We start from the raw sequence: 21,419 nt of genomic DNA, 5'->3' as shown, positions 1-21,419 counted from the left end.
TGATATTGATTATTGTTTATTTTTATATGATAAACGACTATACAAGAGCCGCTTACATGCTCACTTTAACCATGGCAGGTCTAATTACCTTATCCTTTAGAATATAGCCCTTCTGTACTTCCTCAACGACAATGCCTTCCTCATACTCATCGCTCTCAACCTGCATGATCGCTTGATGATATTCCGGATTGAACGGCTCGCCGACACTGTTCATCGCCGTTAAACCTTCGCTTGTCAGTACGCCTTCCAGTTGACGGAAGATCATGTTAACCCCTTTGGAGAAGGATTCAAACTCCGGATTGTCTCCGGACGCCTGAAGTGCACGCTCGAAGTTATCGATAACCGGAATCAATTCGGTTATAAGCTTAGCTGAGGCATATTTCCCGAGATCCTCTTTCTCCTTCTGTGTTCGTCTGCGGAAATTGTCAAAGTCAGCCTGTACGCGCAGCGTACGCTGCTGATGCTCTGCCACCTCAGCCTGCAGTTTGGAAATCTCCGAACCCGCCTCTGCGTCAGCTGTCCCCTCCGTTTGATCACTTGGAATCTCCTGCTCAGGCGTTGCATCGGTCTCGCCAACACCCTCAACCTCACCCGAGTTTGGTGTGTCATTCAGGGTCTCTTCCATCTTCTCATCTGCTACTGTATCTTGAACGGCATCCTTGTGCTCATTATTCAAGACGCCCTCACCTCCTTCAATATTCGCAAAACGCTATTTATTCTTCTTCCAATTCCTTCATCTTGATCACGTGATGTATTCGGAGTATGGCTGATGCAACCTCACCGGCTGCCCGCAGTCCGTGCAGTTTGACCGGTGCGGGATCGAGTACTCCCAGTTCTTCATAATCCACGATGCTGCCCGTATCGCAATCAATGCCCTTGCTGTCAGAGCCCGCATGGATTTGCGCCGCTCGGACCTCTTCCATCTTCTCGAGAGGATTGTAACCGGCATTCAGCAAAATTTGAGACATCGGTTTGCGCAGAGCCGCAGACACGGCTTCGATGCCGAAAGCTTCCATCCCCTTCTGAGCTTCCCGTATTCGTTCCAGCTCATAGGATATCGCAAGCTCGCTTGTCCCGCCTCCCGGAAGTACTCCGCCCAACACGGCAGCCTGCAAAGCCGAGGCGGCATCTCCGGCAATTCTCGCCGCTTCTCCAACAACCTCCGAGGTACTTGCTCCGACAATCACCGTTACAATCCGGTCCTTGTCACCGCATGCAAGCCGGACCTTGCCGATCGTTTCGTCAAATGAAACTTTCGGGGTATATCCCAGCACAGCGGCCAGTTGGTCTGCCTCCTTATGTAACGCCTTGCGGCGTACCGGGGTTGCATCGGTAATGGCACAAACCCTTCGCAGATCAGCTCGTGACACACGGGGGACAACCATAATCCCGTAATCCAGGCATAATTGCTCAGCATCCGGGTGTATCCCCTTCTCGAGGAGGATCAGCTTAACCGAAAGATCAGCCAGCCGTTTCATATTCAAGGCAAAGACTCTACGGTGATCCATGTATTGGGCAAACCCGGCTTCGGTAGTCAGCGCTTCCTCATCGATCTCGTCGGGCTCCAGAGCGTCCATAAGCACCAGAACTTTCGCGTCCTCGTGCATTTGAGACTCGCGCGTAAATAGCGGCTTCTGCCGAAGGAGGACGCCCTCAAACACTTCATTCTCTGCATTCTCCAGAGCAACGATATGATCTGCGAGCGAATAAGCTGGATCTTTCAGCGTATGAATTCCTGCCATCTCGGCTGCTTTCATAATGAGCTCCACGATGTCCTTGCGTTCACGTCCGGCCACATACACGGTTCGTTCCAGCAACGGATCGCTCAGACCGTCAATGACCCGCACTTGCTCCGATAACAGCTTTAACGCAAGGCCAATACCCTGACGCATCCCTTCCACAACCTTGGAAGCAGGAACGCCCCGGGTAATCCGGGACACACCTTCCTGAACCAATGCCCCCGCTACTACGGTGGCGGTTGTGGTGCCATCACCAATCTTCTCTTGCTGCGCGCGCGCGACCTGGATCAGAAGGCGGGCAGCCGGATGAGATACATCCATTTTATCCAGAATCGTGACCCCGTCATTCGTAATCACGACTTCCCCACGCGGTCCGACCAGCATGACGTCCAGTCCCTTCGGACCGAGCGTGCCTTCGACAGCCGATGTAACAGCTCGAACGGCATTGCTGTTATTCAGAAGGGTTGAGTAGCGTTCATCGCCATCTACTTGGCTATGTTGTCCTTGGCCCATCTGTCTCACTCCTTTATTTGTACCAGTGTGACAACAGCTTGGTTAGATCATGGGACAACACGTTCAGAATACCGATCACCCGGGCATATTCCATTCTCGTAGGTCCAAGTATACCGATGGAGCCTAGCGCCTTGCCATCTATAGAATAGGTTGCTGTAATCAGGCTGCAATTGGATATGGCTTCGTGTGTATTCTCGGTACCGATTCTTACCTGAATCCCGTGTTCACCAGGCGCAGGAGCCATTAGCTTCATCAACGCGGGCGTCTGCTCAAGCAATTCGAAGATATCCCTGACCTTGTCTACATCCTTGAATTCCGGTTGATTAAGCATGTGGGTCGTGCCGCTAAGATAGATACCACGTTGATCCGGCTCGTTATTGAGTGCAATATCGAGCATACTCATCAGATCTTCGTAATGGGCGATATGGCGCTGCATTTCTTCACCAAGCTCCGTATACAAGCGCGTCTTTAATTTATAGAGCGGAACGTTAACCAGCTTCTTGTTCAGTAGATTAACGACCTGTTCCAATTCCGATACGGAAACGCCGGGCGGAATCGAGACGATCTTGTTCTCTACTTGACCCGTACTGGTCACAATAATCGCTACCGCTTGATGATCATGCAGCGGAAGCAGCTGAAAGTGGCGCAGGGACGTATGAAAAACTTCCGGTCCCAGAAGGATGGAAGTGTAATTCGTCATCTGGGACAAAATGCCCGCCGTATGCTGAATCATCTGCTCCATCACGTTCAGCTTCTCCGCAAAGAAGGACTTCATCAGGTGGAGCTCCGATGGATTTAAGGAAAACGTTGAGGTGAGATGATCAACATAATAACGATACCCCTTATGGATGGAATTCGCCCGGCTGATGTATGAGGCTGCTCCAGAAAACCAAGTTCCTCCAAATCAGCCATCTCATTACGAATCGTTGCCGGACTAAAACCGACATCCCCGCGTTTCGAGATGCTTCTTGAACCAACCGGTTCGGCTGAACGGATATAATCATCCACAATAGCATTCAATATCATGCGCTGACGATCTGTTAACATGTTGCTCCCCTCCTTGCTGACTGTAAGTTTTCGCTGTCGTTAGCACTCATCGCCATCGAGTGCTAACCGATATAACAAAAATACCAAACCGACCTGAGGATTGTCAAGTCAGTTCAGCACTTTAAGAACAGCTATTTCGTCACAGGCGTGCTGCTTCTTGCAATGAATGCAATCCGTCCACACCTTCTCCGGAAAAATTTCCTTCTCGACGACGGCAAAGCCGTTTTTGATGAAAAAAGACACTTCGTATGTCAAGGCCATTACTTTGGATAGCTCGCGGCGTCTCGCTTCTTCCAATAATGAATCCACCAGCATTGAGCCGATCCCCTTACCTTTATGTCCTTCCGATATGCCAAGTGAGCGTATCTCTACCAGATCGCTCCCGAGCTGGCAGAGCGAGCCACAACCGATAACTTCTCCTTCAGCTTCAGCTACGACAAACTCCCCGATCTGTCTCTCCAGAATCTTTCTTGAACGGGGAAGCATAATTCCCTTCTCGGCATAACCCTGAATCATCTGATACAGCGGCTCAACGTCGTCTAAGTTCGCTTTTCTGCATACCGCCGACATGCTGCTTATCTCCCCTTTACACGCTCCGTCATAATATGAATAAATATACAACACGGCGTATATAAGTTCAATAATTAATTTGCCGACAGACTGCCGATAAATTCAGCGAATACATCATTGCCGAACAGGATACCTTTGCTGCTAAGCCTGTATCCTTCCTCTGTTACATCGAGAAGTCCAGCGCTCACCATCTTGTTCAGCGGTGCAGCAAACACTTCATCCATGGATATCCCGAACTGTTGCTGAAACCGCTCGCGGTCCACGCCTTCCAGAACGCGCAGGCCTACCATCAGGAAATCTTCCATCGCCTCTTCTCTGGATACCTCGAAGCTTTCCAGTCTCGGCAAGCCCTTCAGGGCTGCCTCATTATATGGATTAACTCCCTTGATGTTAACATGCCGGTGGCGTCCAACATATCCGTGGGCACCAGCACCAAGACCGTAATAATCCTCGTTGCGCCAGTACGTCATGTTATGACGGCTTTCAAAGCCTGGTTTGGCAAAATTACTAATTTCATATTGATTGTAGCCGGCCTGCTTCATCCGTTTCATTAATAGAAGATACATGTTCAACTCATCTTCTTCATCCGGAAGCGGCAACTGGTTCCGCTGATACATCGTATGGAAGAGTGTATTTTCCTCGACCTTCAAGCTATAAATAGAGTAATGGGGGAGTCCCAATTCAAGTGCCTTATCTATACTTTCTGCCAGCATATCCAGCGTCTGATTCGGCAGCCCGAACATTAAATCAATCGACATGTTGTCAAAGCCCGCTTGACGAGCATTGTCCAGACTGCGGTATACATCATCCGTATCGTGGATGCGGCCGATGCCGCTTAGTAACTTATTCTGAAACGCCTGAACGCCGAAGCTAATGCGATTCACCCCACCTGCGCGCATGACCGACAGCTTCTCCAGATCGGTTGTACCGGGGTTGGCTTCCATTGAGAATTCGATATCATCTGACCATTCCGGGAAGTGCCGTTTCACACTTTGGAGGAAATACTTCATCTCCTCTGGTTTCAGCACGGTTGGTGTTCCCCCACCTACAAAGATGCTTTTGATGATACCAGGAGGATTACTCTTCACTGTCAACGCCATTTCCTGATCCAGCGCATGTAAATAATCCATCACAGGCTGATCCTTCAAGACATATGAGTTGAAGTCACAATAGAAACATTTATTTGTACAGAACGGAATATGGATGTACACGGCTTCCGTCCTTTTATTAATCGTCATTTATTCTTGCCCCCTCTTGTACTGCCTCGTGCAACTTTCATTAGTTCCTTCTCTAATATACCTCTACCGCTCTAGTAATGAAAGAAAGGAAAGCCGCTTACGGCTTTCCTTATCCATATAATGCTAAACCTAGTTATCGTCGATTTTGAGGACAGCCATGAAGGCTTCCTGCGGCACCTCAACGCTGCCGACCTGTTTCATCCGCTTCTTACCTTCCTTCTGCTTCTCAAGAAGTTTCCGCTTACGTGAAATATCCCCACCGTAGCACTTGGCCAGAACGTTCTTCCGCATCGCTTTAACCGTCTCACGTGCCACTACTTTGGTACCTACGGAAGCTTGAATCGGCACTTCGAACATTTGACGAGGAATCAACTCGCGCAGCTTCTCGCAAATTGCCCGGCCGCGGTGATACGCACGGTCCTTGTGGACGATAAAGGAAAGGGCATCAACTTGTTCCCCATTGAGCAGAATGTCCATCTTCGCCAGGTTAGATCTGCGGTACCCGGATAATTCGTAATCAAACGATGCGTAACCCTTCGTACTCGATTTCAGTTGGTCGAAGAAATCATATACGATTTCGGACAGCGGAATTTCATACGTAATCGTAACCCGCGTTGTGTCCAGATACTCCATATTGATGAATTCGCCGCGTTTCCCTTGACACAGTTCCATGATAGCCCCGACATAATCATTCGGAACGATAATGGCTGCCTTAACATAAGGCTCCTCAACGAAATCGATCTTCCCGATCTCTGGATAGTGGGACGGATTGTCGATCTGGATCTGCTCGCCGTTCGTTAGCGTAATGCGATAGATAACGCTCGGTGCTGTCGTAATCAGCGGGATGTTGAATTCACGCTCTATCCGCTCTTGGATAATCTCCATGTGCAGCAAACCGAGGAATCCGCATCGGAATCCGAAGCCAAGTGCGCTGGATGTTTCCGGCTCGAAGCTTAGTGAAGCGTCATTAAGTTGAAGCTTCTCCAGCGCTTCGCGCAAATCGTTATAATCCGATGTCTCGATTGGATACAATCCGCAGAATACCATCGGGTTGATCTTGCGATAACCAGGGAGCGGTTCTGCCGTTGGACGCTTCGCATCCGTTACCGTGTCACCAACCTGAGTATCGCCGACGCTCTTAATACCGGCAACAATAAAGCCAACATCTCCGACGTTAAGCTCGTCTACCACCGACATGCGCGGTTTGAATGCTCCAACTTCGATGACCTCGAAGGTCTTGCCAGTCGCCATCATCTTGATCTTCGATCCTGCCTTAATGCTCCCGTCAAGCACGCGGACATATACGATAACACCCTTGTACGGATCATAATGGGAATCGAAGATTAACGCTTTCAGCGGCTCTTCGGATTGTCCCGTCGGAGCTGGTACTTTCTGCACGACCTGCTCCAGGATCTCTTTGATTCCGATGCCGGCTTTGGCTGAAGCGAGTACAGCATCGCTGGCATCCAGTCCGATGACATCTTCCACTTCCTGTTTGACGCGTTCCGGATCGGCGCTTGGCAGATCGATCTTGTTGATGACCGGAAGGATCTCCAAATTGTTGTCTAGCGCCAAATAAACGTTGGCCAGCGTCTGCGCTTCGATACCTTGTGCCGCATCTACGACGAGCAACGCACCTTCGCAAGCTGCCAAACTACGCGACACTTCATACGTAAAATCGACATGTCCCGGGGTATCAATCAAATTCAGAATGTACTCTTCGCCGTCATCGGCCTTATAGTTTAAGCGAACCGCCTGCAGTTTGATCGTGATGCCGCGTTCCCGCTCCAGATCCATCTGATCCAGGACTTGCTCTTGCATCTCACGAGAGGTTAATGCTCCTGTGAATTCCAAAATGCGGTCGGCGAGTGTCGATTTGCCATGGTCTATATGTGCAATAATGCAAAAATTACGAATTTTCTGTTGTCTTACTTGTACGTCAGTCATGCCTAACCCCCAACAACCACCAGATGTGTGAATCAACTTATTATACCAGTTGAGGTGTAACACAGCAATGCTGAGAACAAGTTGATTTTAATCCGTAATGGAACCGAACATGGAGACGACCCAACGGATGCTCTGATCCGACAATTGCTGCAGCAGCCCAGCGGTCTTGTCCGCCAACACGTCGGCCGGTGGTTTGGCACGCTCAGGCAGCAGAATGTCGCTTGGCGAGGGCTTGAGCGGCGGAAGCGTGAGATTTGATTCTTTTTCCGGGTAGGATGACTCTTCAACGATGGGTTTACGCGCGCCTCCCCAACCGTTGCCCTGAATCGACTCGTCCCGAGGCTCTTGAACATGCTGCTGTACCGATGTTATGCCTTCATTCAGGTTGGGCGCCTTTACACCTCCAAGCTGCATGCCCACCAGGATGCCGATGCCTGTCCAGATGAACAGTGCCACGACGCGCTTCGCCATTCTTGACATGGTTGACCCTCCCTCTTCGTATTCTTTGAGCTAACCCGCTTGTTTGTATCCTGTTTCGGTGTTTGTCTGGACACTGGCCTTCTTGGCTCCTGCTCTTGCCAGTACACTTCGGCAATGATATCGGCCAGCACTTCGGAAGTTCGCTGCAACTCATCCTTCGTATTATCAATGCCGCCAATCTCAATCAGGATGCTGTTAGGAGATAACGACTGATTGTACTCACCATTGCCCTGGTCTGCTGATTTACCCCAGACGCCTCTGGATATTCCGGGATAAGACTGCTCCAGTTTGGCGTTAATCTTACTCGCAAACGCTTCATTTTGACGCCAATTCTCGTTCGCATGGCCGACGATAAAGTAAACCTTGGCATAATTTTGTCCATTGACCGTTGCCGTAGTTTTGTTATATCGCTGCGAATCTCGGTGAATATCGATCAGATAATTCATTTCGTCATGTTGAGCCATCGCTTCGATGACGGTCTCACGAGAATATTTATAAGAATAGTTGTAGTTGTAGCCTGGCACCGTAGCCTGATAGTTCGATTGATCATGCAGAGCGCCGATACCGTTCGCTTCCAATCTTGATGCCAGAAAAGAACCTACCAGCATAACATTCTTCTTCGGCGATACCGCTCCAGGGTTATCGGAAGGATGAGTCAAGAGCGGATTGTAAGCTTCTTGCGGATGAGAATGATAGATCAGAACCGCTTTCTTACCATTTGTAGTTGGATTGTCTCCCGGTAGAGTGGTATTACCAGGCTCCTCTGTTGTGCCAGGCACTTCGTTATCTTCACCAGTATCGTTGCCTGGTTGCTGTCCCTCTTGGACTGGATCATTTCCTGGTTCGCCCGCGTCTGCAGGAGGCTCACTCTCTGGTGCTCCTGGCACCCCGTTCTCCGTATCGGGACGGTAATCAGCAGGTGCCTCCCCATCTTCATTACCTGAGCCATGCGAGAGTTGGACCGGTTGATTCGCTCGCATGCCAGGCAGCTCTCCCGCAAGCAGACTCTTCGGATCTCTAGGATTCACGCTCGTTAATAGTTGAAACACAAATGTTGACATTTTCTCACTTGAGAAACTCGTTGAAGGTTTAGAAGCGGTCATATGCGGCATCTCCATCCCGATCATATCAATGAAGAAATGGCTGGATAAGGATGCCGCCAAGCCCTTCATCGATGAAACCGGCGAAGAGTTCAGCCGCTGTTCCGCCATTCCGCCAAGACCTAATAGAATGAACAATATGAGAGAACCCAGCATTAGAATTACGAGAGTTCGGCCCATGCTGAGCCCCTCCATCACCTTGCGCTTCAATCGGGCAACATTCCATATGCGGAACTTGCGGTTATTCATATCGATGTCCTCCTCGGTTCGCTCGGGATCAGTCGACTCCTGATTCTTCAAGATCTCTCCGGCGACTCTGTAATCTCGTATAATTCAAATCTATGAACCGGGCGGAATCGATAGAACTAGTTCCATGGAAAAATATAAAAGCTCCGATAGATTCGGAGCTTTTATCCTCAGAGTTGCCGATATTAATGGGTATAAGCCCCCACATTCCCCGGATCGACTGCCTCATGAAGCGCTGCATTCAGACCAGTGGCCACAATATTCGCGATATCCTCAATAAATTCATCGATCTCCTTCGGCGTCACGATCAAATCATGGCCAAGCGGCTCCAGAACTTCCTTAACGAGAGCAAGCCGTTCGTTCTCGGGAAGGTCATGCAGCATCCCCATGATTTTGCCCGTCTCCGGCGCCCCTTCGCCGAAATGAGCTTTCATCAGATCGATGGCGTTATTAACAATCGTGGAAGCATAACAAACTGTAGGCACGCCGATAGCGATGCAAGGTACACCCAATATTTCCTTTGTCAAACCTTTTCGCTTGTTGCCGATCCCCGATCCGGGATGGATGCCGATATCGGCAACCTGTATGGTCGTGTTCACACGCTCCAGCGATCTTGATGCCAAAGCATCGATGGCAATGATCAGTTCCGGTCGCACCCGATCGACGATCCCCTGCACGGTTTCACTTGATTCGATGCCTGTCAGGCCAAGCACGCCCGGTGCAATCGCGCTAACCTCCCGGTAGCCTGGCGCGACGCGCTCTGGCATTAGCTCGAAAAATTGGCGTGTGACCATAACGTTCTCCACGACCAGCGGCCCGAGCGAGTCAGGAGTAACGTTCCAATTACCCAGGCCCACAATAAGCACCGTTGCCTTCGGAGCGATACCGATCCGACTCATGAATGCTTCAAGCTCACGCGCAAACACCACCGATACCTGATCTTGGAGATCGGTATCCCCTTTGCGCAGATCCGGTATCTCTAACGTGACATAATGCCCCTTCACTCGCCCGATTTGCTGAGAAGCAGCTTCACTTTCCACATCCAGACGGGTAATCTTGATACCGTCCTCCTGCACCACGTCCTCCAGCAGACCGGGTATCGGATTAACTTCGCCTCCGGCAAGTTCCCTGGATTCCACGGCCAGGTCGGTTCGTACAGAATACATTTGCAAATCGAGTTCCATAAAATCACACTCCTCCTCATATTGCTAGTAGTGTGCGAGAGGAAGGGAAGGATTATGCAGAAGTCGAGATGAGTATTGCTTTTTGTCCACCCCCATGCTAAAATATTTTAAGTTGTGAATCATTTCGCTCTATTGAAATGCCTTACAGGAGGTGAATGTAATGCCAAACATTAAATCCGCGATTAAACGTGTAAAGACAAGTGACAAACGCCACGCGCTTAACATTTCTCAGAAATCCGCGCTTCGCACAGCAGTTAAGAATGCTGACGTAGCATTGAACGGTACAGAAATCGACGCTGCTAAAGCTGCTTTCCAAGCTGCTTCCAAGAAGCTTGATAAAGCTGTAACTAAAGGTCTGATCCATAAGAATGCAGCTGCCCGCAAGAAGTCCCGTCTGGCGAAAAGACTGAACGCTCTTAGCGCGCAAGCATAAGAGTCGTTTGTTGAATACGACACATTGAAAAAGCCCTGAACTGTGAATAGCCGTTCAGGGCTTTTTGGTATAATGGCCGGGTGCTACGCAGCTCCCAATCTAAGCAAGAACAGCTCGATTCCCAGAACCTTATCAACGGCTCCTGTCTTCATCTGATAATCCAGGTTGGCCAGATGGTTTAAGATCCCTTCAAGCCGGGCTGTCTCGAACTTTCGTGCCTGCTCCCCCGCGATTTTAACCGCATAAGGATGAAGCCCGATCTGGGAAGCGATTTGCTGCTGGGAATAGCTCTGGTTAGCCAATGTCTTTACCTGCAATATGATTCGAAACTGCCTCGTGATCAATGCGGCAATCTTGATCGGCTCTTCGCGTTGCTTCAGTAATTCATAATAGATTCCCATTGCCTTATCCAAGCGGAGATTCGCTATATCTTCCACCAAGGCGAACACGTTCTGTTCGGTACTCCGAGCAACGAGCATCTCGACCGCTGCCACATCGATGACTCCACCAGTACCCGCATACAAACACAACTTCTCGATTTCGCCTGACAATGTCTGAAGGCTCGTCCCGGCATTCCGGACGATGGCTTCAGCAACTCCTTGCTGTAGCGTACAGCTCTCTTTGCCAGCTTGTTTCTCCACCCAACGCAGTAGATCATCACCGCCCAGAGGCATAAAGGATAGGGCAACCCCAGCCTTCTTCACCGCTTTAACCACCTTCTTGCGCTCATCCAGCTTCTCCTGGCCGACCATAAATACGATCACGCTGTAATCAGCCGGGTTATCTAAGTACTCCAGCAATGCTTCAGAACGATGCTCTATCTTGCTATTGTCCTTGGCAGCGGTGAAGAATGATGTATCGCGCACAAAGATCACCTTTTTCTCCACCATAAAAGGGACCGTCTCGGCTTCCTCGATAACGGCTTGAATCGGAGATTCCCCTAAATCCATATGTATAACAGCAAAATCTCTCTCTTCTGCTTGAATGAGCTTGGCTTCTAACAATCCGGCGAATTCTTTCATTTGAAACTTCTCGCTACCGTATAACAAATATACGGAGGATACATCTCCTTGCTTCACTGCTCTGGCCGCCGCTTTGGCATCCATCGGCGTCACCCCTTTCTACTCTGTACACTATACCAAAAAACAAGGTCGCAGGGATACCCTTTTGAAGGAAACACAAAGGGACCTCGGCTTGATCAAGCAACAAGGTCCCTCTGTCCCAACACATCTATATAAACGCCGGACAGGATGCTCTAGAAACATCCCTTCGACGGTCATACGACGATCGTTGGTATATCGTTCTCTCTGATCTATAGTATTCATATCTCCTGAGATTGGTGAATGAAACTAACCATTATTTCGTTTTTTTCTGCTGAGTCGAAGATTTAGAAGGCGACTTCTCCACGGAGTATATCGATTCTACCAGCTCATTGTCGAGCTGAATCTTATACTTGAAGGTCAGGCTATTCTCCGACCATTGGCCCGACACCCAAATACCAGAGCCAAGTGGAACGGAATGCATCACTTCCATCGCTTCATTCGACGCATTATTGCTTGATGATAAACGGTAAATAACAAGCTGATCCGCTTCTAGCGAAGCTAGATACTGCTGATCTGGCGAAGTCCACTGAACGGGTGCCAGCATCAAATCCATCCTCATGGAGCTTTCCTGATCCATCAGTCCCATAGCTCCCGCCTCCATGCCATTCTCCCCTTCGGGTCCCGCCGGAGGACCATCGGCAAGCGGGTCCATCGATTCATTTGGTGCCGCTGGGGAAGTAGCTTCGGTATCTTGACCGGGATTTTCCTTAGTCGATGGAGAGTGAACAGAAGCATCCTTGCCCTCTGGAGTCGTACTCTTATTAGTTACCGACCGATCGGGTACCGATGCTCCATTCGAGACCGGGGTGTCTGGCGACCCTACGTCCCCTTGCTGATGGTGCGTTGCATCCGTAGTCTCATCCGCTTGCGACTGTGGCTGCACATTAGGATCATCTGGATCGTCGGAAAGAACTGGCTTATCTTGCCCTTCATCAGAAGGCTTAGCATCTTCCGCCCCGGTGCTGTTCTTGGTTGACTCTCCCTGATATTCCGCACGACTCATCTGATCCACTGTGCTTTCTTCCGTTGTAGACTCCGCTGTGCCTGCGATTGTCGTACTCGCCTGTTCGTTATACGGAATTTGCGCATCCGACATCGTCTGTGGTTCATGGTTAAATATAGCAACCCCGATAATTAACGCTGCGGCAGCAACACCAATCGCAGACCTACCGCCGGTAGAATTCCACCAACGATGTCTTGATTTTGTATGTGAAGCGTCAGGAAGCATTTCTGCAGGCTCCTGACTTTTGACAGCAATGGGCGTCATAAGGTTATGGCGATCACGGTCAAGGGTGTCCAGTGTTGGCATAATGGCATCCACCAGACTGATAGGCGGGGTCACGTCCGGCAGATCCTCAAGCTCTCGGTTCAATGATTTTAAGATATTAAAGGTCTCCGCGCACATCGGACAGACGGCGATATGCTGATACATTATAGCCGTCTCTTCGGAATTCAGGTCCCGGTCCAAGAACCGGTTCATGGTTTCCACCACCTCTTGGCAATTCATCCTGATACACCACCTTTCTGATGCTCTTGGAGCATATTCTGCAGCTGTTGCCTCGCCCTGAACAAATAGGATTTAACCGTATTTAACGGGAGATTCAGACAATCAGCGATTTCGTTGTAGGATAAGTCCTGCAAATACCTTAAGACGATCACAGTACGATGATGATCAGGCAGTTGATTAATCGCTTCTTGAATATCCTGAGCGATATAGCCTGACATCACTTCACGTTCCACATCCAATTTATCCCGAAAATCGAGTTCGTGTTCATCGATGGAGACGGTCGGTTTCGTTCTGCGGAATTTATCGATGCAAATGTTGGTTACAATGCGCTGGACCCACGTCTTGAATTGAGCTTTCTCTTCGTAAGAATTAATCTTGGTATAAATGCGTATTAACGCTTCCTGGGCCGCATCCATTGCATCCTGTTCATTTTTTAAGATATAATAAGCAGTTCGGTACACATGTTGCTCGATTTCTCGCAATAGGGTGATTAGAGCGTCGCGATCGCCCGATTGAGCGGCTCTGATGAGTCCCTGCTCCACCACAGTGGATCCCCCTCTCCCTGCATACATACAGACGGAAATAGTTAAAAAAATGTTGCAGTATGTAATCTATTATTTTTGAGGAAACTTCATCTAACTATACCAAATATAAAGAGCCTCGTCATCTATGGGCATTGGAATATACATTATTTACTGAGATTCCTTACCAAAAATGCATATAAGAACTCTTAACGAAGCTTTGTACGTGTCTCAATAACCCCATTCTTCACCTTCAACTGTACCTCGCCATGAAGGTTAGTCTGATAGATGAAAACCCCATGCTGCTCCAGCCGAGATACAATGTCAGGATGAGGATGGCCGTACATATTGTTAACACCGGCGGATATTACGGCCGTCCTCGGCTGCCAGTAATTGAGCCATAACGCCGACGTCGAGGTCTTGCTGCCGTGATGAGCTACCTTCATAACGTCAATTACCCCCTGCTCGCTCTTTGTACTCGTTTGGTTACGCCTTGCCTCCTCCAGATGCAATAGTATTTTATGCTCGGCGGCTTGATCGGAATCACCCGTAAACAGCATCCGAACGCCGTTCATCTCCAGAATGAATACGAGAGAAGCATGGTTCTGATTCTTGACCACTGGAATCATGTTCCCTTCGTTGTTATCACGAAGTGGCACGGGAAATAGAAACTGTATCTCTGTGCTGTTATCCACGCTCCAATTGTCGCTGCCAGCACCTGCTTGATAAAGTGGTATTCCTTTCTCTATCGCCATTTTCATAAGTTCACGATACGAATTGGAATCGGCCATGGTGCCGTTGAATACCACGGATCGCACCGGGATTTCCTTTACAACAGCGCGCAGGCCGCCGATATGATCCTGATCCCCGTGCGATATCATGACCGCTTCCAATTCATGAATTCCCCGTTTCTTCAACAGCGGAACCAACAGTTTCTCACCTACCTCGAATGGGGATTTCCGTTCTTTCCAGCTGTCGCTTTCTTTGCGAAAATTCATCGTGCCTCCTCCATCAAGCAGAACATGTTTGCCAGTGGGCGTTGTGATCAGGACAGCGTCACCTTGACCCACGTCGATAAATTGAACGATGCCGGCACCGGATAATGAATCTGCGTGATAACCTGAATATAAATGAAGACAAAACGCCCCTGCAAGAAATGCAATGGCCCACTTGACCCCATTGACTTCCAGCTTAGACGCAGCACGGTGTAATCCCTTCCATCGCAGCCAAGCTATCATTCGTGCTAACACGGGAGTCGTCTCCATCTCAACTATCGAATGACCTATATATGGCTGTGTTCGCCCATCTAGTGGAACAGTATCCTCCGATGGAGCAGATCGAGCACTTTGACGGAGCGCTATCTTCTTCAATAGAGTTAACAGTACGTACAACAGGAGGTAATACATCAAGATCCAGACAAGTGTTGGGGAGGGCCACAACGTCATGAATACAAAAGGTCCATTCATCCATTCCACAACTCGGAAAATAAGCTCATTTAGCCATTCCGTCAATCCCGCTACGAAACGGGCTCCCCCCATCCATATCCAACCGAGCAATAAAGACAGCATGCCCAGCGGCAGTACAATCGAACTGATCACCGGGACCATGATCAGATTCGCGAGTACGGAGATTAGCGACACCTGATTGAAATAATAGATCGTGAGCGGAAAGGAGATAAGCTGCGCCACAACGGTGATGCCTACAGTCCCGGCCAGCCATTTGGGCAGAAAGGTCAGGAGTGACATCAACTTGGGTACAAAGATCATGATGCCTGCCGTCACGATAAATGAAAGCTGAAAGCTGACATTCAGCAGAAAGTACGGATTCCATAGCAGCATAGCAAGGACGGCAAAACTCAAAATATGCAATCCGTCCTTTAGCAAGCCACGTTTGGCTGCGTACAATCCGATCATGCCCATAATGCCTGCACGAACAATAGACGGACTTGCCCCGGTCAAGAGAACATATACCGGTATTAAGCACGTTACAACCGTTAGCGAAGTTTCTCTCGTCATTCGAAGTGCCGTGCACAAGAACAGCAGGCAGCCGACGACAACCGCCACATGAAGCCCTGAGATTGCCAGAATATGAGTGAGCCCTAACCGGGAAAAATCCATAAAGGTATCAGGGTCCAAATCATCCTGATTGCCGATGACCAGTCCTTTCATATAACCTGCACTAACCCCGCCATACAGCACATCCAGTTTATCTCCGAGCGTGCCCCGGATGGAATCGTTCCATCTTAATAGGTGCGCCGGCTTCCATCGTTCCGCCGTTGTGGCCTGAACTTGATCTGTCCCCTTGACCTTCAAGATCCAATGAATCTTCTGCGTGCGCAAATACCGTCCGTAATCGAATCCGTCAAAATTACGGGCGGCCAGCGGTTGCTGCAGTTCTCCTGTCATATGAAGCATATCGCCCCGTTGCCACGCTTTCGCTGTCTCTATTTCCGAAGGTTGGAGCATTCTCACTTGCACAAGTACGGTTTCATTTGTCTTTAACAATCCTGCCGGATCAAGTTCCACCTCGGTCAGGGCTAGCTTGAAATCTGCACGATCTCCGTCGATCTCTACCGGAGACGCGATGCTCCCCCAAGCCTCGGCTCGTACCGTATCTGCTTGACCTTCCTGCACAATGGCGGTAGACAGCTCACTAACATTCCTTGCATCATACCATTCAAAATAGATCGCTGAGGCGAGCAACGAGAATAACATACAGGCTGTAAAGTATCGACCGGCATGCAACCAGCCCCCTACCGCTGTAAGCAGCAAGGCAAGTCCTATCATCACCATCACCAGCCACCAACCAGCGTACATACTGGCCGCACTGCTGCCAATCACCCACATCGCCGCGAAGACGAGTAAAGGTCTCTGCTTCATCTTGATTTAATTCCTTTCGTGAAAAAGTTAGAACTAAAAAAAGAACCTTTGCTCTGCGTTGCAGTCAAAGGTTCTTCCCATCGAATTCATTATTCAGCTTATTCAGCTACAATCATCAACGTCTCGCGCGGCGGCTCATACCGCTCTAATCGACGGAACATAATCCCCTTCTGCTCCATCATGCGTGATACCTTACCCGTATCCTTAGGATAAGGTCTATAATATACGACCTCCACGATGCCGCTATTCGCGAGCATGTTCGCACACGTCCAGCACGGTTCATCCGTCACATACACCGTACTGCCTTCTCTGTCGATTCGATCCGTGAACAACAACAAATTCTGTTCTGCGTGTATGGTACGAACGCATCGCTGCTTCTTAACCATACTCTCTTTGCCATCCTGCATAACCAGTTCATAATCCTCTACGATCATGCAGCCAGCCTCCGAGCAATCGGAGACGCCCATCGGCGCGCCATTGTACGCTGTGCCAAGCAGTTTCTTGCCTTGCACGAGCACAGCCCCTACATGACGGCGAGGACACTGGGAACGCGTCGATACCATGAAGGCGATATCCATGAAATATGTATCCCAATCCTTGCGTTGATCAGTCATCATCTTCTGTCACCTGTTCCTTATCAATATCCTATATTCTTTATTGTAGCACATAGCTAAAGCCCCACGTAAGGCTTCATCTTCTCCAGCATCTTCGGCCCAATGCCTTTGACTTCCAACAAATCCGCCACGCTGCGGTATGGTCCGAATTGAGTCCGGTGATTGATAATGGCCTTCGCTTTGGCCTCGCCGATACCTGGCAATTCCATCAACGTCTGGGCATCTGCCGTATTGACATTGATCAGTCCGGACTGATCCTCCGTCTCTGCCACATCAGTAGCGGGGCTGGACTCTGGTTCAGTGGGGACAGGCCTGGACTCTGGTGCGGCTTGAACGGGTGATTCTTCATGCTTATCAGGGCCGTCGGCAGCTCGATCAGAAGCAGATTCCGCCGAAGCAGCCTCCGCCATCGGCAATGTTGCATTTACAGGAGAAACCGCCAAATCTGGCAGCTCGTTAACGACTTCAGCAGCCCTTTCATCGCCTTTCATGCCCATGACTATCCCCATCTGGTCGTTTAGCGGCTCCCACTCTTCTATGCCCTTATTACTTCCTCCGGCGAACAAGATCAAGGCAGAACCCATAACCGCCGCCGTTATACTCCATCCCATAGAACTGCGTTTCATCACTCATCCTTCTCCTCTCATCGTATATACATCCATAAATCACATGAAAAATCGTCATGAATCGGCATCTTCCTCGCATACATTAAACGTAAGAACGGTACATTTCTGCCGTAAAGCGCGAAAGGAGGGAACATACACATGAAGGTCGGTTTTATCGGTACGGGCAGCATGGGAAGTCTGTTAATCGAAGCCTTCATCCAATCGGGCGCACTCCTGCCTGAGCAGATCCTGGTTAGCAACCGCAGTCCTGAGAAGGCACAGCTGCTGGCCGAACGTCACCCTGGGCTGACTGTATGCAGCAGCAATACAGAAACTGCCTCCCAAAGCGACATCTTCTTCTTATGTGTCAAACCGCTGGAATTCAAATCGGTCATCAGTGAGATTCAGAGCCGGGTCAACAACCGCCAAATCGCTATCTCCATCACCAGCCCGGTTCAGCTGATTCATCTGGAATCCGCGCTGCCTTGCAAGGTAGCGAAAATCATACCCAGCATTACCAACCTTACGGGAGGCGGCGCATCGTTATGTATTTATGGTTCCCGTATAAAAGAAGAAGACAGGCAGCTTATTGAAAGCCACCTGTCTTATATCAGCAGGCCGCTAGAGATACTGGAATCGCACACGCGAATCACTTCCGATTTCTCCAGCTGCGGACCTGCTTTTTTAAGTTTGTTCATGGAAAAATGGATTGATGCCGCCGTTGAGATGACCGGTATCGACCGCAAAGTCTTAAATGCATTAGCCGGTGAGATGCTGCTTGGCACCGGCAAGCTGCTGACGGAGGAGGGGTTCTCCCCCGAGCAGTTGCAAGAACGGGTTGCGGTACCCGGAGGCATCACCGCTCAGGCGTTGGCATTACTCGATTCCAACCTGAACGGACTGTTCTACCAATTGATCAAAACCACTCATGACAAATATGAGGAGGATCTGGCAAAACTGGATGCTGCCTTCGGTTTTACGATTAACCGGCCACGATATTGACCAGTTTACCCGGTACGGCGATCACTTTGCGAATACTCTTTCCTTCCAGCGCCTGCTTGACATTCGGAAGGGAGAGGCTATGTTGTTGCATGGCTTCTTGATCCATGTCTTTTGCAATTTTAGCTCTTTCTACGATTTTGCCGTTTACTTGAATGACGATCTCTACTTCTGCCTCTACCGTCCAAGCCTCATTGTATTCAGGCCATGTCACATAAGTAATGCTCTCGCTGTAACCTAAACGACTCCACAGTTCTTCAGCCAGATGAGGGGCAAGCGGGGACAGCAGTTGGACGAAGCTCTCCATCGCTTGGCGAGGAAGTTCTTCTGCCTTGTACCCCTCATTGATGAAGATCATCAACTGGCTGATCGCTGTGTTGAAACGAAGGTGCTCAATATCATCGGTTACCTTCTTGATTGTCTTATGCAGCGTGCGCTTAAGTTCATCGGACCCTTCTCCGTCCACGATACGTGGGTTCAGCTGGCCATCATCGCCGATAAACAGTCGCCATACCCGGGAGAGGAAACGATGCGTTCCTTCCACACCGTTGGTATTCCATGGCTTGGTCGCTTCCAGCGGTCCCATGAACATCTCGTATACGCGCAGTGTGTCGGCCCCATACTCGTTCACGATATCATCCGGATTAATGACATTGCCGCGTGACTTACTCATCTTCTCGTTATTGTTACCCAGAATCATACCTTGATTGACAAGTTTCTGGAACGGCTCCTTCGTATCAACAACACCCAAATCGTACAATACTTTATGCCAGAAACGGGCATACAGCAAGTGAAGGACAGCATGCTCTGCACCACCGATATACAGGTCAACCGGAAGCCACTCTTTCTGCTTCTCCTTCGAACACAGTTCATCATTGTTATTCGGATCGATGTAGCGCAGGTAGTACCAGCAGCTTCCCGCCCACTGCGGCATCGTATTTGTCTCTCTTCGGGCTTTCATCCCTGTCTCAGGATCAACTGTCTCGAGCCACTCCGTTACGTTAGCCAGCGGAGATTCTCCGGTAGCGGAAGGTCTAATCTGATCGACATCCGGCAGGAGCAGTGGAAGCTGATCCTCCGGCACCGTCTTCATCGTTCCGTCTTCCAGATGCAGAATCGGAATCGGCTCCCCCCAATAGCGCTGACGGCTAAACAGCCAATCGCGCAGACGGTAAGTCACTTTCTTCTTACCTTTGCCGCTCTTCTCCAGCCACTCATTCATCGCCTGAATAGCCGCTTCATTGTCCAGACCGTTGAGGAATTCGGAATTCACATGCTCGCCGGCACCTGTGTAAGCTTCTTCCTCAACGTTTCCGCCCTGTACAACTTCAATAATCGGAAGATTGAACTGCTTTGCAAACTCCCAGTCACGACTATCATGCCTGGAACTGCCATAATCGCACCTGTTCCATAACCTGCCAGAACATAGTCGGCGATCCAGATTTGCACTTTAGCGCCATTGACCGGATTAATGGCATATGAACCTGTGAATACTCCGGTTTTATCTTTCGCCAGATCGGTACGCTCCAGATCACTCTTGCGTGCTGCTTGGTCCTGGTAGGCTTTGACCGCATCGCGCTGATCAGTCGAGGTGATGACGTCCACAAGCTCATGTTCAGGTGCCAGCACGCAGTAGCTTGCGCCAAACAACGTGTCTGGACGTGTGGTGAATACCTCCAGATGGCGATCATGTCCCTCGATCTCAAACCGCACTTCCGCGCCGGTTGATTTACCGATCCAATTGCGCTGCATATCCTTCAGGCTCTCGCTCCAGTCGAGATCATCCAGGTCCTCAAGCAGGCGATCTGCATATTCCGTAATACGCAGAATCCATTGACGCATCGGCTTACGCACGACCGGATGCCCGCCGCGCTCACTCTTGCCGTCAATGACTTCTTCGTTTGCCAGCACGGTGCCAAGCGCCTCACACCAGTTCACCGGTACCTCAGCCACATAGGCAAGTCCGCGATTATACAATTGAATGAATATCCACTGCGTCCATTTGTAATACTCAGGATCTGTCGTGCTGATCTCCCGGTCCCAATCGTAAGAGAAGCCGAGCGACTTGATCTGACGACGGAACGTATCGATATTCTGCACGGTAAACTCACGCGGGTGCTTCCCGGTGTCCATTGCGTACTGCTCCGCAGGCAGTCCAAAGGCATCCCATCCCATAGGGTGAAGGACATTATATCCGCGCATCCGCTTGTAACGGGACACGATATCAGTCGCCGTGAAGCCTTCCGGATGCCCTACATGCAGCCCAGATCCGGATGGATAAGGGAACATATCGAGCGCATAAAACTTCGGTTTGGATGATTGATCCTCGGTTTTAAAGGTTTTGTGTCCATCCCAATATTGCTGCCATTTCGGTTCGATGGCCTGCGGCTGATAGCCGTGGCCTTGTGATTGATTATCCGCCATACTTCATAGCTCCTCCTTCTAAGTAAAGACAACAGCTGATGCCAGTTGCCCCAAGAAAACAAAAAAACCTCATCATCACTAGCGTTAATCGCTAGGGACGAGAGGTTTGATTCCCGTGGTACCACCCTAGTTAGCCAAAGGCATGCTTTGCCCTTCGCTCACTCTTGCATCCTTATCGCGGATGAGACGTCGATGCTTCATCGGTCCCTGCTGTTCCCGGGTTGACATCGCAGCTCCAAGGCGAGTTCATTCCTATCGTCAACCGGCTTT

General features: G+C 49.8%; 16 protein-coding genes, 2 pseudogenes and 1 other annotated feature (1 of these 19 only partly in view). Of the genes and pseudogenes, 2 read left to right on the top strand and 16 right to left on the bottom strand.

What is annotated here, in order from left to right; genetic code table 11:
* Window positions 1–52 precede the first annotated feature (52 nt).
* From grpE to gpr, 9 genes and pseudogenes are all read right to left on the bottom strand, one after another.
* Window positions 53–676 carry a nucleotide exchange factor GrpE gene (gene grpE / locus JCM10914_RS00895; protein ID WP_023956288.1) on the bottom strand — a complete coding sequence of 208 codons (624 nt, stop codon included), beginning with the start codon at window positions 674–676 and terminating at the stop codon, window positions 53–55.
* Window positions 677–713: 37 nt separating this feature from the next.
* Window positions 714–2,252, bottom strand: a complete 1,539-nt coding sequence (locus JCM10914_RS00890) for a TCP-1/cpn60 chaperonin family protein (RefSeq protein ID WP_023956286.1) — start codon at window positions 2,250–2,252, stop codon at window positions 714–716.
* Window positions 2,253–2,265: 13 nt separating this feature from the next.
* A pseudogene (gene hrcA / locus JCM10914_RS00885) lies at window positions 2,266–3,299 on the bottom strand (heat-inducible transcriptional repressor HrcA).
* A 108-nt stretch (window positions 3,300–3,407) separates the two neighbouring features.
* Complete coding sequence (locus JCM10914_RS00880) at window positions 3,408–3,869, bottom strand: N-acetyltransferase (protein ID WP_023956279.1); 462 nt, start codon at window positions 3,867–3,869, stop codon at window positions 3,408–3,410.
* A gap of 74 nt (window positions 3,870–3,943) precedes the next feature.
* On the bottom strand, window positions 3,944–5,107 hold the full coding sequence (hemW, locus tag JCM10914_RS00875) for a radical SAM family heme chaperone HemW (protein ID WP_023956277.1): 1,164 nt from the start codon (window positions 5,105–5,107) through the stop codon (window positions 3,944–3,946).
* Window positions 5,108–5,236: 129 nt separating this feature from the next.
* Window positions 5,237–7,054 carry a translation elongation factor 4 gene (lepA, locus tag JCM10914_RS00870; RefSeq protein WP_023956275.1) on the bottom strand — a complete coding sequence of 606 codons (1,818 nt, stop codon included), beginning with the start codon at window positions 7,052–7,054 and terminating at the stop codon, window positions 5,237–5,239.
* An 87-nt stretch (window positions 7,055–7,141) separates the two neighbouring features.
* Window positions 7,142–7,534 (bottom strand): hypothetical protein, encoded by a 393-nt coding sequence (locus JCM10914_RS00865; protein ID WP_036716721.1) that lies wholly within the window; start codon window positions 7,532–7,534, stop codon window positions 7,142–7,144.
* Window positions 7,450–8,883 (bottom strand): stage II sporulation protein P, encoded by a 1,434-nt coding sequence (locus tag JCM10914_RS00860; protein WP_023956272.1) that lies wholly within the window; start codon window positions 8,881–8,883, stop codon window positions 7,450–7,452. The genes JCM10914_RS00865 and JCM10914_RS00860 overlap by 85 nt, the downstream gene beginning before the upstream one ends.
* 182 nt (window positions 8,884–9,065) lie before the next feature.
* Entirely contained in the window at window positions 9,066–10,064 is a 999-nt protein-coding gene (gene gpr, locus JCM10914_RS00855) for a GPR endopeptidase (RefSeq protein WP_023956270.1), read from the bottom strand.
* Window positions 10,065–10,224: 160 nt separating this feature from the next.
* Here gpr and rpsT point away from each other — a divergent pair, with 160 nt between their 5' ends.
* Entirely contained in the window at window positions 10,225–10,497 is a 273-nt protein-coding gene (gene rpsT / locus JCM10914_RS00850) for a 30S ribosomal protein S20 (RefSeq protein ID WP_023956268.1), read from the top strand.
* 83 nt (window positions 10,498–10,580) lie between these two features.
* Here the strand turns inward: rpsT and holA are convergent, their stop codons facing one another.
* The 6 genes from holA to JCM10914_RS00820 all read right to left on the bottom strand — a co-directional run bounded on the left by holA (window position 10,581) and on the right by JCM10914_RS00820 (window position 17,747).
* Complete coding sequence (gene holA, locus JCM10914_RS00845) at window positions 10,581–11,603, bottom strand: DNA polymerase III subunit delta (protein ID WP_023956266.1); 1,023 nt, start codon at window positions 11,601–11,603, stop codon at window positions 10,581–10,583.
* Window positions 11,604–11,853: 250 nt separating this feature from the next.
* The gene (locus tag JCM10914_RS00840) at window positions 11,854–13,107 is read right to left on the bottom strand and encodes a protein-signal peptide (protein WP_023956264.1); all 1,254 of its coding nucleotides are present in this window, start codon (window positions 13,105–13,107) and stop codon (window positions 11,854–11,856) included.
* Entirely contained in the window at window positions 13,104–13,652 is a 549-nt protein-coding gene (locus JCM10914_RS00835) for an RNA polymerase sigma factor (RefSeq protein ID WP_023956262.1), read from the bottom strand. Before JCM10914_RS00835 ends, JCM10914_RS00840 begins: the two co-directional genes overlap by 4 nt.
* Window positions 13,653–13,837: 185 nt before the next feature.
* Window positions 13,838–16,507 (bottom strand): ComEC/Rec2 family competence protein, encoded by a 2,670-nt coding sequence (locus JCM10914_RS00830; protein ID WP_023956260.1) that lies wholly within the window; start codon window positions 16,505–16,507, stop codon window positions 13,838–13,840.
* A 98-nt stretch (window positions 16,508–16,605) separates the two neighbouring features.
* A complete protein-coding gene (locus JCM10914_RS00825; RefSeq protein WP_023956259.1) occupies window positions 16,606–17,124 on the bottom strand; it encodes a dCMP deaminase family protein in 519 nt (172 codons plus the stop codon).
* A 53-nt stretch (window positions 17,125–17,177) separates the two neighbouring features.
* Window positions 17,178–17,747, bottom strand: a complete 570-nt coding sequence (locus tag JCM10914_RS00820) for a ComEA family DNA-binding protein (protein WP_036716718.1) — start codon at window positions 17,745–17,747, stop codon at window positions 17,178–17,180.
* Between the two features lie 138 nt (window positions 17,748–17,885).
* Between JCM10914_RS00820 and comER the strand changes: the two genes are divergently transcribed.
* Window positions 17,886–18,728, top strand: a complete 843-nt coding sequence (comER, locus tag JCM10914_RS00815) for a late competence protein ComER (RefSeq protein ID WP_023956257.1) — start codon at window positions 17,886–17,888, stop codon at window positions 18,726–18,728.
* Here the strand turns inward: comER and leuS are convergent.
* A pseudogene (gene leuS, locus JCM10914_RS00810) lies at window positions 18,709–21,149 on the bottom strand (leucine--tRNA ligase). The gene comER and the pseudogene leuS sit on opposite strands and share 20 nt — an antisense overlap.
* Before the next feature lie 90 nt (window positions 21,150–21,239).
* Window positions 21,240–21,419: a binding site (T-box leader), on the bottom strand; it runs 64 nt beyond the window's last position.

Origin of the sequence: Paenibacillus sp. JCM 10914, assembly GCF_001315105.1 — a bacterium.
GTDB lineage: Bacteria > Bacillota > Bacilli > Paenibacillales > Paenibacillaceae > Paenibacillus_AQ.
The sequence above is the reverse complement of the archived record's forward strand: the minus strand, read 5'-3'. Positions and strand labels throughout refer to the sequence as shown.